Annotated in this window: 14 protein-coding genes; 9 read left to right on the top strand and 5 right to left on the bottom strand. The window is 71.1% G+C overall.

Annotation, left to right across the window (positions count from 1 at the left end):
• The first annotated feature begins 279 nt into the window (after positions 1 to 279).
• The 5 genes from ACNAYW_RS19750 (at position 280) to msrA (ending at position 5519) form a co-directional block, all read left to right on the top strand.
• Complete coding sequence (locus ACNAYW_RS19750) at positions 280 to 1566, top strand: fatty acid desaturase family protein (RefSeq protein ID WP_415851350.1); 1287 nt, start codon at positions 280 to 282, stop codon at positions 1564 to 1566.
• A gap of 33 nt (positions 1567 to 1599) precedes the next feature.
• On the top strand, positions 1600 to 3018 hold the full coding sequence (locus ACNAYW_RS19745; protein ID WP_415851349.1) for a fatty acid desaturase: 1419 nt from the start codon (positions 1600 to 1602) through the stop codon (positions 3016 to 3018).
• A 61-nt stretch (positions 3019 to 3079) separates the two neighbouring features.
• Positions 3080 to 4447, top strand: coding sequence for an FAD-dependent oxidoreductase (locus tag ACNAYW_RS19740; protein ID WP_415851348.1), 1368 nt, complete (start codon positions 3080 to 3082; stop codon positions 4445 to 4447).
• Positions 4444 to 4905, top strand: a complete 462-nt coding sequence (locus ACNAYW_RS19735; RefSeq protein ID WP_415851347.1) for a GNAT family N-acetyltransferase — start codon at positions 4444 to 4446, stop codon at positions 4903 to 4905. Before ACNAYW_RS19740 ends, ACNAYW_RS19735 begins: the two co-directional genes overlap by 4 nt.
• Before the next feature lie 77 nt (positions 4906 to 4982).
• Positions 4983 to 5519: a peptide-methionine (S)-S-oxide reductase MsrA gene (gene msrA, locus ACNAYW_RS19730; RefSeq protein WP_415851346.1), complete on the top strand. Its 537-nt coding sequence runs from the start codon at positions 4983 to 4985 to the stop codon at positions 5517 to 5519.
• A 29-nt stretch (positions 5520 to 5548) separates the two neighbouring features.
• Here msrA and rsgA read toward each other — a convergent pair whose 3' ends face one another.
• Both rsgA and aroA read right to left on the bottom strand, forming a co-directional pair.
• The gene (gene rsgA / locus ACNAYW_RS19725) at positions 5549 to 6541 is read right to left on the bottom strand and encodes a ribosome small subunit-dependent GTPase A (RefSeq protein ID WP_415851345.1); all 993 of its coding nucleotides are present in this window, start codon (positions 6539 to 6541) and stop codon (positions 5549 to 5551) included.
• A 3-nt stretch (positions 6542 to 6544) separates the two neighbouring features.
• Complete coding sequence (gene aroA / locus ACNAYW_RS19720; RefSeq protein WP_415851344.1) at positions 6545 to 7834, bottom strand: 3-phosphoshikimate 1-carboxyvinyltransferase; 1290 nt, start codon at positions 7832 to 7834, stop codon at positions 6545 to 6547.
• Positions 7835 to 7904: 70 nt separating this feature from the next.
• On the opposite strand from aroA, the gene ACNAYW_RS19715 reads away from it, so the two are divergent.
• The 3 genes from ACNAYW_RS19715 to ACNAYW_RS19705 are packed head-to-tail and all read left to right on the top strand — an operon-like array spanning position 7905 to position 10095.
• Positions 7905 to 8801, top strand: coding sequence for a hypothetical protein (locus tag ACNAYW_RS19715; protein WP_415851343.1), 897 nt, complete (start codon positions 7905 to 7907; stop codon positions 8799 to 8801).
• 33 nt (positions 8802 to 8834) lie between these two features.
• Positions 8835 to 9287, top strand: coding sequence for a redox-sensitive transcriptional activator SoxR (gene soxR, locus ACNAYW_RS19710; protein WP_224649446.1), 453 nt, complete (start codon positions 8835 to 8837; stop codon positions 9285 to 9287).
• 49 nt (positions 9288 to 9336) lie between these two features.
• Complete coding sequence (locus ACNAYW_RS19705) at positions 9337 to 10095, top strand: SOS response-associated peptidase (protein ID WP_415851342.1); 759 nt, start codon at positions 9337 to 9339, stop codon at positions 10093 to 10095.
• A 22-nt stretch (positions 10096 to 10117) separates the two neighbouring features.
• On the opposite strand, the gene ACNAYW_RS19700 is transcribed toward ACNAYW_RS19705, so the two are convergent.
• Together ACNAYW_RS19700 and ACNAYW_RS19695 are read right to left on the bottom strand one after the other, a co-directional pair.
• Positions 10118 to 11470 carry an NAD-dependent succinate-semialdehyde dehydrogenase gene (locus tag ACNAYW_RS19700; RefSeq protein WP_415851341.1) on the bottom strand — a complete coding sequence of 451 codons (1353 nt, stop codon included), beginning with the start codon at positions 11468 to 11470 and terminating at the stop codon, positions 10118 to 10120.
• A 94-nt stretch (positions 11471 to 11564) separates the two neighbouring features.
• Positions 11565 to 11957, bottom strand: a complete 393-nt coding sequence (locus tag ACNAYW_RS19695; RefSeq protein ID WP_415851340.1) for a VOC family protein — start codon at positions 11955 to 11957, stop codon at positions 11565 to 11567.
• Between the two features lie 191 nt (positions 11958 to 12148).
• Here ACNAYW_RS19695 and ACNAYW_RS19690 point away from each other — a divergent pair.
• On the top strand, positions 12149 to 12679 hold a 531-nt coding region (locus ACNAYW_RS19690), incomplete at its 5' end, for a helix-turn-helix transcriptional regulator (protein ID WP_415851339.1).
• 64 nt (positions 12680 to 12743) lie between these two features.
• On the opposite strand, the gene ACNAYW_RS19685 is transcribed toward ACNAYW_RS19690, so the two are convergent.
• Entirely contained in the window at positions 12744 to 14843 is a 2100-nt protein-coding gene (locus ACNAYW_RS19685; protein WP_415851338.1) for an SDR family oxidoreductase, read from the bottom strand.
• Positions 14844 to 14871 lie beyond the last annotated feature (28 nt).

Here is a 14871-nt window from a genome sequence, read left to right as displayed (position 1 = left end):
TCTTCGCGCCGTGCGCTGCTCGCCCCCGCTGCCCGTCGCGCCGCCGCTACCTGCCCTGCCGCCGCTCACCCCGCCCGCTGCAGCGCTCAGGCCGCCACTTGCCGGCCCGACCCGGCGAGGGCGCACCGTCGAATCCGATGACCTCGCCGAACGGTGGGGCGTGTGACGTACGCCCCAGGGTGGAACAAGATCGGTGACTTTGTTCCATTCCGCTGTTACAGTGGAATCGTTCTGTTCTTGAGGCCGCGGCATGCGGTCGTACCGATTGGGGATCGCCTCGTGGCTATCACTGACATCGCGGAGTACGCGCACCTGACCGACGCCGACATCGAGGCGCTCGGTGCTGAGCTGGATGCGCTGCGCCGCGAGATCGAGGAGAGCCGCGGCGAGGAGGACGCCAAGTACATCCGCCGCGTGATCAAGAGCCAGCGCATCGCGGAGACCGCGGGCCGCGTCTTCGGCCTCGGCGCCGGCATGAAGGGATGGAAGGGCAAGGCCGCCTGGGCCGCCTCCGCCGCGTGCCTGAGCTACGCCAAGGTGATCGAGAACAACGAGCTCGGCCACAACATCATGCACGGCCAGTGGGACTGGATGAACGATCCGGAGATCCACTCCACCAACTGGGAGTGGGACAGCGCCTCGGACGGCAAGTTCTGGCGCCACACCCACAACTACATGCACCACAAGTACACCAACGTCACCGATATGGACGACGACATCGGCTACGGCATCCTGCGCGTCACGCGCGATCAGCCGTGGGAGCCGTACATGCTCTTCAACCCGATCTACAACTTCACGCTGATGATCGGCTTCCAGTACGGCAAGGCCGTGCAGCACCTCGAGCTGATGAACGCCATGAAGGCCGCGCTCAACGGCGGCGAGCAGTACGCGAACTACGACTGGGAGGAGTTCCGCAGTCGGCTCAAGGTGGTCCTCACCAAGATCACCAAGCAGACCGCGAAGGACTACGTCCTCTTCCCCGCGATGGCCGTGCCCTTCACGGGCGCCCGCGGCTACAAGAAGGCCGCCTCGGCCAACTACGTGGCCAACACGGTGCGCGACGTGTGGGACCACATGACCATCTTCTGCGGCCACTTCCCGGACGACGCCGAGAAGTTCACCATCGAGGACATCGAGAACGAGACCCTCCCCGAGTGGTACCTGCGCCAGATGCTGGGCACCGCGAACTTCGAGGGCAGTGACGCCCTGCACTTCATCACCGGTCACCTGGGCCGCCAGATCGAGCACCACCTGTACCCGGATCTGCCCTCGAACCGGTACAACTACATCAACTCGCGGCTGGTCGAGATCTGCGAGAAGTACGACCTGCCCTACAACACCGGCCCGATGTGGAAGCAGTACGCCGAGTCGTGGCGCACCATCATCAAGCTGTCGCTGCCGGACAAGTACCTCAAGGCCACCGTCGACGACGCTCCCGAGACGCACTCCAACAAGCGCTTCTACGACGAGAACGGCAAGACCACCGTGGTCAAGGGCGAGATCGATGCAGAGGGCAACCGTCGGGGTCTGCGCTCGCACGTCGAGGAGCTGGCGGCCGCGAAGTGACGCGGACCGTCGGACTGCGCGTAGCCTGAAGACGTGGCTATCACTGATGTCGGCGAATACGCCCATCTCAACGACGCCGACATCGAGCAGCTCGCGCTGGAACTGGACGCGATCCGTGCCGAGGTCGAGGCGTCGCGCGGCGAACGGGATGCGCGGTACATCCGCGGCGTGATCCGGGCGCAGCGCGCCCTCGAGGCGGCGGGCAGGCTCACGATCCTCGGCTCCAAGAGCCGCTGGTTCTGGGCCGCCGGCGCGGGCATGCTCGGGGTCGCCAAGATCATCGAGAACATGGAGCTCGGGCACAACGTCATGCACGGGCAGTGGGATTGGATGAACGATCCCGAGATCCACTCCACCACGTGGGAGTGGGACATGGCCTGTCCCGGCGCGCACTGGAAGCACTCGCACAACTTCCTGCACCACAAGTACACCAACGTCGTGGGCAAGGACCTGGACGTGGGCTACGGCGTGCTCCGGGTGACGCGGGACGAGCAGTGGGAGGCCAAGCGTTCCGCGCAGTTCCTCAACAACCTCTTCCTCGGGCTCACCTTCGAGTGGGGCATCGCCCTGCACGACATCGAGCTGGCCGAGGCGATCGCCGGCAACAAGCCGTGGCCGCAGACCCGCAAGCAGCTCCGCGAACTGGGGGTCAAGGCGTCGCGCCAGCTGGGCAAGGACTTCCTGCTCTACCCCGCGATCAGCAAGGCCGTCGGCGGCTCCTTCGGGCGCACCCTGTCGGCGAACCTCACGGCCAACGTGGTCCGCAACATCTGGACCTACGTCGTGATCTTCTGCGGTCACTTCCCCGACGGTGCCGAGAAGTTCACCACCGAGTCGATCGTCGACGAGACGCCCGGCGAGTGGTACCTGCGCCAGATGCTGGGCAGCGCGAACATCTCGGGCGGCACCGCCATGGACTTCATGACGGGCAACCTGAGCTACCAGATCGAGCACCACATGTTCCCGGACCTGCCGTCCAACCGGCTGTCCGAGATCGCCGTCAAGGTGCGCGCGATCTGCGAGAAGTACGACATCCCCTACACCGAGGGCCCGCTGCTGCGGCAGTACTACCTCTCGCAGCGCACCATCGCCAAGCTCTCGCTGCCCGACCGCTGGCTGCGTGCCACCGCCGACGATGCGCCGGAGACCGCCTCCGAGTTGCGCTTCACCGCGGTGCGCGAGCGCCTGCAGCACGCGCAGGAGACCGCGCAGGAACGCTTCGCCCACGCCCAGGAGGCCGCGCAGGACCGGCTCGCGCACGCGCAGGAGAACGCCCACGAGCGGCTCGTGCACGCCCGCGAGGCCGCGCACGCCGCCCAGGAGGAGGTCGAGCGCGTGGGCCTGCGGTCCGCGATCGCCGAGGCCGCGCGGCACAAGGTCGAGCAGAAGCGGCTCGAGGTGGAGGCCAAGCGCGCGCGTCGCGCGCGGCGGCGCCACTCGGGCGTGGCGTAGACTCGGTACTTTGGGCAGCCTAAGAAGGCTGCCGCGCCGTTCGTTTCGGGAGTTGTTGTTGATGAAGCCCTTGCGCGTCGCCATCGTGGGATCCGGGCCGTCGGGATTCTTCGCCGCCGGCAATCTGCTCGAGCAGGACGACCTCGAGATCCAGGTCGACGTCTTCGACCGGCTCCCGACGCCCTTCGGCCTGGTCCGCTACGGCGTCGCGCCCGACCACCCCGCGATCAAGTCGGTCACCAAGATCTTCGACCGCACCGCGCAGCACGAGAACTTCCGCTACTTCGGCAACGTCGAGGTGGCCACCGACGTGCAGGCCTCTGAGCTCGCGCAGTGGTACGACGCCGTGATCTACGCGATCGGCGCGTCGGGCGGCCGCCGGCTCGAGGTCGACGGTGCCTGGCTCCCCGGCAACCACCCGTCGAGCGACTTCGTGGGCTGGTACAACGGCCACCCCGACCGCTGCGACCTCGACGTCGATCTGGGCGTCGAGCGCGCCGTCGTGATCGGCAACGGCAACGTCGCGCTGGATGCGGCCCGCATCCTCGTGACCGACACCGACAAGCTCTCCGGCACGGACATGGCCGAGCACGCGCTCGACGCCCTGCACGGCTCCTCGGTGCGCGAGGTCGTCGTGCTGGGCCGCCGCGGCGCGGAGCAGGCCGCGTTCACGCCCGCCGAGGTCGCCGAGCTGGGCAAGCTGCCCGGCGTCGACGTGATCGTCGACCCCGCGGACGTGCCCGCCGAGGACAAGGAGCGCGACAAGGCCCGTCCGCCCGTCGAGCGCAACAACCTCAAGCAGCTGCGCAGGCTCGCCGCCCAGGAGCCCACCGGCGCGGACCGCCGGATCGTGCTGAAGTTCCTGCGCTCCGTGGTCGGCATCGGCGGCGACGACCGCGTCCGCTCCGTCTCGGTCGCCACCAACGAGCTCGTGGCGGGTGAGGACGGGTGCGTCGAGGCGCAGCCCACCGGCGTCGTCGCCGAGCACGAGGCCGGCCTGGTCATCCACGCCGTCGGCTACCACGGCACCCCCATCCCGGGTATCCCGTTCGACACCGAGCGGGGCGTCTTCCGCAACGCCGACAGCCGGATCGTCGGTTACGACGGTGCGCCCCTGCCGGGCCACTACGTCGTGGGGTGGATCAAGCGCGGGCCTTCGGGGGTCATCCCCACCAACCGCGACTGCGCGCGCGACACCGTCTCGGTGCTGCTCGCCGACGTCGCCGCGGGCAAGCTGGCGCGCAGCGAGTTCGACGGTGCGCAGGTCGAGAAGCTCATCGTCGACCGGGTGCCGAACCTCGTCGAGTACGACGGCTGGATGGCCATCGATGCGCACGAGACCGCCCTCGCGGAGGAGGACGACCGACCGCGGGTGAAGCTGACCAGCGTCGACGCGATGATCGACGCCGCGCAGGCCGCCGCGGAATGATCGCGCGCGCGGACTTCGGCGATCCCGCGCTCGCGGCCTTCCTCACCGCGCACCACGCGGATATGGCGCCGACCGCGCCGCCGGAGAGTCAGCACGCGCTCGGCCTGGAGGAACTGCGCGCCTCGCACGTGCGGCTGTGGACGATGCACGACGACGGCGCGCTCGTCGGGACCGTCGCGCTGGCGGGGCTCGAGGACGACCACGAGGAGCTCAAGTCGATGCGCACGGCGCCGCAGGCGCGGGGCCGTGGCATCGCCCGCCGCTTGCTGGCGTTCGCGCTCGACGACGCCCGTGCGCGCGGGATCAACCGGATCTCGCTCGAGACCGGCGCGCAGGAGTTCTTCGCGCCCGCCCGGGCCCTGTACGCCGCGCACGGATTCGCGCCGTGCCCGCCCTTCGGCCACTACGTCGACGATCCGAACAGCGTCTTCCTGACACGGCCGGTGCATCGGGAATGACCCGGGTACCGTCGATGTTGAGATCCAACAGCGCCTCGAGCCCATCGAGGAGAGCGTGAATAGGAGCGAATAGCGATATGACGGACAACGGCACCATCACCACCATCCCCGGCCGCGAGACGGCGGTTCTCGCCGGCGGTTGCTTCTGGGGAATGCAGGACCTGCTGCGCAAGCAGCCGGGCATCGAGCAGAGCCGCGTCGGGTACACCGGCGGCACGAACGCCAACGCCACGTACCGCAATCACCCCGGTCATGCGGAGGCGGTCGAGATCGTCTTCGATCCCACGAAGACCACGTACCGCGACATCCTGGAGTTCTTCTTCCAGATCCACGACCCGTCCACCAAGGACCGCCAGGGCAACGATCGCGGCTCGAGCTACCGCTCGGCGATCTTCCCGCTGTCGCCCGAGCAGGAGCAGGTCGCGCGCGACACCATCGCGGATGTGAACGCCTCCGGGATCTGGCCGGGCCCCGCCGTGACCACGATCGAGGCGGCGGCGCCGTTCTGGCAGGCCGAGCCGGAGCACCAGGACTACCTGGAGAAGTACCCGGACGGCTACACCTGCCACTACCCGCGGCCGGGCTGGAAGCTGCCCAAGCGCGCGTCCGCCTAGCGCTCGGGTCGGGTAACCCGGACCGGCGCTCAGGCCCAGTCGGGCGTGGCGGTCAGGTCGGCCAGTAGGCCCCGGACCGCCATCGCCCGACGGTGCGCCGTCCCCTCCAGCCGGTCCAGTGCGCACTCGGGGTCGGCGGGCGGCCCGAGGTGGGTGCACCCGCGCGGGCAGCCCTCCACGGCCTCGGCCAGGTCGGGGAACGCGGCGACCACGTCGTCGATGGAGATGTGCGCCAGGCCGAAGCTGCGGATGCCGGGGGTGTCGACCACCCAGCCGCCGTCGGGCAGCCACAGCGCCACCGATTGCGTGGACGTGTGCCGCCCCTTCCCGACGCCCGAGACCACGCCGGTCGCGCGGTTGGCGTCGGGAACGAGGCGGTTGACCAACGTCGACTTGCCGACGCCGCTGTGCCCGATGAGCGCGCTGAGGCGACCGGTGAGCAGATCGTGCGCGGCCTCGAGCGGGTCGTCGCGGCCCGCGGCGATCACTGTCAGGTCGAGATCGGCGAAGGCCGCAGTGAACTCCTCCGCGTCGGCCAGATCGCCCTTGGTCAGGCACAGCACCGGCGTCAGGCCGCCGGCGTAGGCGGCGATGAGGGTCCGCTCGACGAAACCGGTGCGCGGCGGGGGATCCGCCAGCGCCGTCACGATGAGCAACTGCTGCGCGTTCGCGACCACGATGCGCTCGTACGGGTCGGTGTCATCGGCGGTGCGCCGCAACACGGTCGACCGCTCGTCGACGCGGACGATCCGCGCCAGGGTGTCCTTGCGGCCCGTCAGGTCGCCCACGACGCCCACGGAATCGCCCACGACGATGGGGGAGCGGCCCAGCTCGCGGGCCCGCATGGCGACGATGACCCGGTCGGGGTCGCCGTCCAGGGCACAGCCCCAGCGACCGCGGTCCACCGAGACGACCATCGCCGTCGCGGCGTCGCTGTGGTCCGGGCGGTTCTTGGTGCGCGGTCGACTGCTCTTGCCCGGGCGCACCCGGACATCGGTCTCGTCGTACTCGCGCTTACCCAAGGCTCACGATCCGCCGCCGAGCAGCGCATGCCACAGCGCGGGGAAGTCCGGCATCGTCTTGGACGTGGCCGCGATGTCCTCGACCCGCACGTCCGCGGTGACCAGCCCGAGGATCGCGCCGGCGGTCGACATGCGGTGGTCGGCGTAGCTGTGCCAGACCCCGCCGTGCAGCGTCGCGGGCTCGATGCGCAGGCCGTCCTCGGTCTCGGCGCAGCGCCCGCCGAGGTTCGTGATCTCGGTGGTCAGGGCCGCGAGGCGGTCGGTCTCGTGGCCGCGCAGGTGGGCGATGCCGCGCAGGTGCGACGGCGAATCCGCCAGGGCGGCCAGCGCCGCGACGGTGGGCGTGAGCTCGCCGATGTCGCGCAGGTCCCAGTCCACGCCGTGCAGCGCGCCGGTGCCGCGGGCGGTCAGCGCGCCCTCGGCGTACGACACGTCGGCGCCCATCGCCGCGAGGATGTCGGCGAACTGGACCCCCGGCTGCGTGGACCGCGGGTTCCAGTGCGGCACGGTCACCGCGCCGCCGGTGATCGCGGCCGCGGCCAGGAACACGGTGGCGTTCGACAGGTCGGGTTCGACGGTCCAGTCGTGCGCGCGGAGCCCGCCCGGCGCGACGCGCCAGGTGTTCGCCTCCGAGGTGTCGACCTCGGCGCCGGCGGCGCGCAGCATGTCGACCGTCATCTCGATGTGCGGCATCGACGGCACGGGCTTCCCGTCGTGGTGCACGGTGACGCCCTCCGCGAAGCTCGGGCCGCTGAGCAACAGGCCGGAGACGAACTGCGAGCTCGCGGACGCGTCGATCGTCACGGCGCCGCCGCGGATCGGGCCGTCGCCGTGCACGGTGAACGGCAGGCCGTCGCCGTCGATGCGGGCGCCGAGCCCGCGCAGAGCGTCGAGGACGGTGCCCAGCGGCCGGGCCCGGGCCTGCGGGTCACCGTCGAAGGCGACGGTGCCGCGCGCCCCGGCGGCGAGCGGGGGGAGGAAACGCATGACGGTGCCGGCGAGGCCGCAGTCGACGGTGCCGCCGTGCAGTGCGCCCCCGGTCACCGCAACCGTGGTGTCGGTTACGAAGTCGACGCCGGCGCCGAGCGCGCTCAGCGCGCCGGCCATGAGGTCGGTGTCGCGGCTGCGGAGGGTGTTCGTCAGCGTCGAGCGCGACGATGCCTGCGCGGCAAGAACATACGCGCGATTGGTGATCGATTTCGAGCCCGGGAGCGCGACGGTGCCCGTCACCGGACCTGCGGCGAAGGGCGCGGGCCATAGCTCCAACTGCTCCACGCGCACATCCTTGCACATGAGGGTGGCCTCACCGCGTGCTACCTTGCTGGACGGAACAGGTCAGGTCATCACCGCCGGGAGATCTTCGATGAAGCGCACTCGTACGTTCGTGGGCAGGGCCGTCGTGTCCGCCGCCACCGTCGCCACCCTCGCGACCACCGTGGGCGTCCTCGCCCCGGCCGCGTCGGCCGACCCGAAGCCCGCCGATCCCAAGCCGGCGGCGGCCCCGACCAACAGGGCGGGCGAGCTGGTCATCGGCTCCGGCAACCTCCCCGACGGCATGAACTTCGGCGGCGCCGTGCTCTCCGGTGCCGCGGCCGGATGGAACGGCGCGTGGGCGTCGCTGAACCGCGCGGCCGTCACCCCCGCCGAGTGCAAGGTCCTGTACGCGGGCCTGCCCATCCCCAAGGGCACCGACACCGCGCAGACCAACGGCTCCGCCCGCGGCGTGAACTGGTCGATGGTGGTCTCGAAGTTCGCGATGGACGTCGCCCCGCTCCGCGCTGCGCTGCCCAAGTGCGGCACCTTCAAGGCCGTCCGCGACGGCGCCACCAGCGAGGTCAGCGTGCGCTCGATCGCCGTCACCGGGGCGCCCGACGGGCTGGGCCTGGAGTTCACCACCAAGACCAAGCGCGGCAACCAGGTCGAGTACATGCAGTCGCGGCAGTACACCGCCGTGGTCAACGGCGTCACCATGTCGCTGCGCGGCGGCCGCCAGTCCCGCGAGGCCGCCCCGTTCGTCGGCGCGGACGACCAGCTGGCCGTCGATCTGCTCGGCGTGCAGGTCGCCATCCTGAAGAACCCGCCGAAGCCCACGGCCGCCCCGGCGCCCGCGGCGAGCGGTTCCGCCAAGCCGGCCGCCCCGGCCGCGTCCGCGAAGCCGGGCGCTCCGTCGGCGAAGCCCGCGGCTCCGTCGGCGAAGCCGGGCGCTCCGGCCCCGAAGCCGGCCGCGGCGTCGTCCTCGGCGGCGAAGCCCGCACGCTGATCCCTGAACTAACGTTCAGGTAGTCTCGACGGGGTGGAGACCACCCGGGAGTTCAGCGTCGGCCAGCTGTCCGCGCGCAGCGGCGTGGCGGTGTCGGCGCTGCACTTCTACGAGCGCGAGGGCCTGATCTCCGCGCGGCGCACCTCCGGCAACCAGCGCAGGTACCCGCGCGAGATGCTGCGCCGCGTCGCCTTCATCCGGATCAGCCATCGCGTGGGCATCCCCCTCGCGACGATCCGCGATGCGCTCGCGGAGCTCCCCGACGGCCGCACGCCGACCAAGGCGGACTGGGAGCGGCTGTCGCGCCACTGGCACGACGATCTGTCGCACCGGATCGACGAGCTCACCCGGCTGCGCGACAACCTCACCGACTGCATCGGCTGCGGCTGCCTGTCGATGGCGTCCTGCGCCCTCGCGAACCCGCACGACGCCCTCGCCACCACCGGCGCCGGCCCGCGCCGCGTCTTCGACGAGTTCCAGGCGTAGCGCGTCCCGACCGGCCGAACCTGTCGGTGCACCGTCGTACCCTGAGGGCATGTGCGGACGCTACGCGGTGACCACGGACCCGGCCCTGTTGGCGGCGGAGATCGATGCCGAGGACGAGACCGAGGGCGTGGAGCTGGACGTCCCGGGCTTCAACGTCGCGCCCACGACGACCATCGTCGCCGTCGTCTCCCGGCACTCGCGGGAGGCGCCGGACGATCCGGCGCGCCGGCGGCTGCGCGCGATGCGGTGGGGCCTGCTCCCGCACTGGCAGAAGACGCTGAGCGGGCCGCCGCTGTTCAACGCGCGCGCGGAGTCCGTCGACGAGAAGCCCGCCTTCCGCACGGCGATCACGTCCAAGCGCTGCCTGATCCCGATGGACGGCTGGTACGAGTGGCAGGTGCTCGATCCGGACGCGAAGAAGCCGCGCAAGCAGCCCACGTACCTCACCCCGGTCGACGGGACGCGCATGTACGTCGCGGGCCTGTGGTCCGTGTGGCGGCCCGCCGGGGCGGGGCTGGACGTGCCGCCCACCCTGTCGGCGACGGTGCTGACCACGGACGCCGTCGGCCCGCTGCGCGCCGTGCACGACCGGATGCCGCTGGTCCTCACGCCGGACGTCTTCGACGAGTGGCTGAACCCGGACGGCCCCGTCGACCCCGCGCTGCTGCGCCCGCCGGCCCTGGACGTGGCCGAGCGGATCGAGATCCGCCCGGTGTCCAGCCTGGTCAACGCCGTCGCCAACACCGGCCCCGAGCTGATCGAGCGCGTCGAGCCCGGCAGCGAGCCGGGGCAACTCAGCCTGCTGTAGGCGCTCGCGCCGCCCCGTCGACCTACGCGATCGTGCGGATCAGCTTCTTGTTGAGGAACTCCTCGATGCCCAGCGGGCCCATCTCGCGACCGAAACCGGAGCGCTTCACGCCGCCGAAGGGCAGCTCGGCGCCCTCGGCGAGCACGCCGTTGACGAAGACCATGCCGGCCTGGATGCCGTCGGCGACGCGGGCTGCCTGCGCGGGGTCCGTGGTGAACACGTAGGACCCGAGGCCGAACGGGGTGTCGTTGGCGAGCGCCAGTGCCTCGCCCTCGCCCTCGACGCGGTAGACGGTCGCGACGGGACCGAACAGCTCCTGGCGGAACGCCGGGTTGTCCTCGGTGACGTTCGTGAGCACGGCGGGCGGGAAGAAGGCGCCGTCGCGCCGCCCCTCGATGGTGAGGTTCGCGCCGGCCTCCACGGCCTGGTTGACCTGCTGCTCCAGCCCGATCGCCGCGCGCTCCGAGGAGAGGGGCGCGATGCCGTCGCCCGCGGCGAGCAGCTTGCCGGTGAACTTCGCGAGGAAGTCGTCGTAGAGGTCCGCGTGCACGATGAAGCGCTTCGCCGCGTTGCACGACTGGCCGGTGTTGTCGAGGCGGCCCGCGACGGCGGCGTCGACGGTCGCGTCCAGATCGTCGGTGGACAGCACGATGAACGGGTCCGAGCCGCCCAGCTCCAGCACGCACTTCTTGAGGTTGCGGCCCGCGATCTCCGCGACGGCGGCGCCCGCCCGCTCCGAGCCGGTCAGCGAGACCGCGGCCACCCGCGGGTCGGCGATGATGTCCGCCGCCTGGTCGTTGGTGACCCGGATGTTGACGTACGCGCCCGACGGCAGCCCGGCCTCGGTGAAGATCAACTGCATCGCCTCGGCCGACTCGGGGCACTGCGGCGCGTGCTTGAGCAGGATCGTGTTGCCCGCGGCGAGGTTCGGGCCGGCGAACCGCGCCACCTGGTAGTACGGGAAGTTCCACGGCATGATCCCGAACAGCACCCCGATGGGGGAGCGGCGGATCACCGCGGTGCCGTCGCCCTCGAGCAGATCCAAGGGCTGGTCGGCGAGGAACTTCTCCGCGTTGTCGGCGTAGTAGGTGTAGATCGCGGCGGAGAAGTCGACCTCGCCGAGCGCGTCCTCGAGGGGCTTGCCCATCTCGCGCTGGATGATCCCGGCGAGCATCTCCCGGCGCTCGGTGTGCAGCTCGGCGACCCGACGCACCAGCGCGGCCCGCTCGGAGACCGTCGACTGCTGCGGCCAGGTCCGCGCCGCGCGCGACGCCGCGTCGAGCGCCGCCTCGACCTCGGCGGGCTCCGCGGTGGGGTAGGTCTGCAGCACCTCGCCGGTGGCGGGGTCGGTCACCGCGTACTGGATGTCGGGCATCGTCGGATCTCCTTGTGGGGGACGGGAACGGTTCCCCACCCACGATAGGCAGTCCGCGCCGTCCGCGCGCCCGCTCGGCGGGACCGGTCCGCCGCTACTGCTCGGCGAAGAGCTGCACCTGGTAGCCGTCGGGGTCGAGCACCCCCGCGTACCGCTGTCCCCACGGCGCATCGAACGGGTCCATCGCGCTCGGGCTGCCCGCCGCGACCAGCTCGGCGTGCACCTCGTCGACGACGGCCGGCGAGGCGCACTTCACGCACAGCGTCGCGTTCTGCCCGGGCTGCTTGACCCAATCGGGCTCCATCGAGCGGACGACCGCGACCGAGTCCCACATGAGCCGCATCCCGCCCGGGAGCTCGGCCTCCACGTGCGGCTGGTTCTCCGCACCGTCGTCGATCGTGAGCCCCAGTCGCCGGTAGAAGGCGAGGGAGGCGGGCAGGTCCTCGGTCACCATGCCGATCGCGTCGAAGCGCAGCCGTTGTGTCATGCGGCCACGGTATGTCGCGGCGTCGCCCGCGTCTTGAACGTTTCGGACATACTCGAACGGTGTACAGCGAGTGGCCGTCGTCGGTCCCCGGAGCGGTCCGGTGGACCGCATCGGGCGGGGCGGGCGCGGGTCTGATCCTGCCCGACGGCTGCATGGACGTCNTCGTCGTCGACGGTGCGCCGACCGNCNNNGGACCGGACGCCGTCGCCGCGCGCGTCGCGGGATTCGGCGGGGCCCGGATCGAGGGGCTGCGCTTCCCCTCCGGGATGCTGCCGCAGCTGCTGGGGATCGCCGCCGACGAGATCACCGGCATGCGCGTGCGCCTCCCGGATATCCTGCCGCACAGGAGGATTCCTCGGGCGACCGATCCGGAGGCGATCGCGCTGTCCCTCCTCGACGGGGTGGACCTGGACCGGCGGATCGGCGCCGTGGCGGCGCGGCTGCGGGCCGGGCGCACCGTCGGAGAGGTCGCGGCGGACGCGGGACTCGGGGAGCGGGCGCTGCACCGTCTGGCCCGGCGGTCCTTCGGCTACGGCCCCAAGACGCTGGCGCGGATCCAGCGCTTCCAGCGGGCTCTTGTTCCGATCCGCGCCGGCCGCGCGTTGGCGGAGGTGGCGGACGCGTCGGGCTACGCCGACCAGGCCCACCTGACGCGGGAGGTCCGCGCACTCACGGGCTGCACGCCGCGGGCACTGGTGGCTCCTGACCGTGTGCACCGTTGACTACCTCACGGGTGGTCGACGGTGCACACGCGCCGGCGCGTAGCCGCTGTCGGCCGTGGGGCGCCTACCAGTTGATGCCGGGCAGCCGGTTGAGGGTCTTGCGGGCGAGGCGCCGCAGGCCCTGATCGCCGGAGATGCCGAACAGCGGGCTCACGGCGGCGGTGGAGATGTCCTTCGAGAGGTCCTTCGTCGCCGCGAGTCGACCGCGCGGCGTATCGACCTCGGCCACATCGACTTCCAGCACCTTCGCCGCGTCCTCGCCGTCGCCCTCCGGCTCCGGGAACAGGAGGTAGCCCTGGTGCTGCGCCGCGGCGGCGATGCGCGGGGAGAGGAACTGGCCGAACTGCGCCAGGGTGCCGAGCGGGGTGTCGATGCGGCGCGGGCGCTCGACGATGGCGCGCACCACGATCTGACCCGCCTTCTCCACGGACAGCGCCATCGCGTTGTCGTAGGCGTCGGTCGGCTCGATCATTCGCGTGCGGGTGAGCGGCATGTGGATGTTGGTGAAGGTCACGTGATCCGACATGGTCTCGGCCGCCGTGATGTCGCTGAACGCCTCCAGCGCCGACTTCGAGGCGATGTACGCCGCGAACCGCGGGCCACGCACCTGCACGCCGATCGACGAGACGTTCACCACGTGCCCCGACTTGCGGGCGACCATGTGCGGCAACAGCTCCAGGATCAGGTAGACGGCGCCGAAGTAGTTCACCGCCATCGTCCGCTGGTAGTCGTGCGCGCGGTCCACGGAGTCGACGGTGGCCCGCCGGATGGACCGGCCGGCGCTGTTGACCAGGACGTCCACGTGGCCGTGCTCGGCGAGGATCTGGGCGACGGTGGTGCGCACCGCTTCCGGATCGGTCACGTCGCACTGGTACGCCCGGACGATGCCCTTCGGTAGGCCGGGCATCCCGGGTTCGGCCTCGATCCGCTGCACGGCGTCGGCCAGGTCCTCGGGCTTGCGGGCCACGATGAAGACGTTCGCGCCCTTGAGCACCGCCTGCTTCGCGGCCTCCCGCCCGATGCCGGAGGAGCCGCCCGTGAGCAGGATGTGCTTGCCCACGAGCGGGCCGCGAGGGTCGTCGCGGCGGTTGCGCGACGGGTCGAGATGCTCGGCCCAGTAGCGGAACAGTCGCGGCCCGTACGACTTCAGGCGCGGCAGCGCCACTCCGTACCGGCTCAGCACGCGGTGCGTGGCCTCCGAGTCGAACCGGGTGTTGTAGAACGGGTGATCCAGGAGGGACGGCGGGATCCCGAGTTGGCGCGCGATCGTGTCGCGCAGCGCCCGTACCTCGCCCCGCCGGCCGATCCGCGCCGCGAACTCGCCCAGCGGCGCGCTGGGCACCGGGAGGGTCTTCGGGCCGGAGAAGGCGGGCGCGATCGCGTTGTAGATCGTCGCCATGCTCTGGCCCTTGGGATCGGCCAGGTGGTAGACGGTGCCCGGCGTGGGCGGCGCGGTGACCAGTGCGACGATCGCGGCCGCCACGAAGTCCACCGGCACGACGTTCGTGTAGCCGAGGTTCGCGAAGGGCACGTGCAGGTGGTGCGGGATCGTCCCCATGAGCCGCAGGAACGGGAAGAAGTAGTACGGGCCGTCGATCTTGTCGATCGCGCCCGTCATCGAATCGCCCACCACGATGGACGGCCGGTAGATCTGCCACGGCACGTGCGAGTCGCGGACCAGGCGTTCGGACTCGTACTTGGTGCGGTGGTACGGGGTGGGGAAGAACTGCGCGACGTCGAAGTCGGACTCGGCGAACCACCCCTCGTGGTTGCCGGCCACCGCCAGCGAGGAGACGTGGTGCATCGTGGCGCCGAGCCGCTCCGCGAGCGCCAGCACGGCGCGCGTGCCGTCCACGTTGGTCAGCTCCTGGAGCTCCTCGGGCGCCTCCATGTCGTAGACCGCGGCGAGGTGGATCACGTGGTCGACGTGCTCGGGGAGGTCGCCGGGGGTGATGCCCAGGCCGGGCTCCGTGACGTCGCCGGCGACGGGTACGACCTGGGGCGCGAGGTCGTGGCCGAGGTCCGCGATCAGCCGCTCGAACCGGGGGAGTGAGGCGTCGCGCACCAGCAGGTAGATGGTGCTGTCGCGATCCGCGGCGGCGAGCCGCGCCACGACGGCGCGGCCGATGAAGCCCGTCCCGCCCGTGACGAAGTAGCTGGCCATATCACGAACCTACTTTCCGCTGGGTCCG

This window comes from Tsukamurella ocularis (assembly GCF_965138335.1).
Taxonomy (GTDB): domain Bacteria; phylum Actinomycetota; class Actinomycetes; order Mycobacteriales; family Mycobacteriaceae; genus Tsukamurella; species Tsukamurella ocularis_A.
This window is presented reverse-complemented; position numbering and strand designations above follow the sequence as displayed.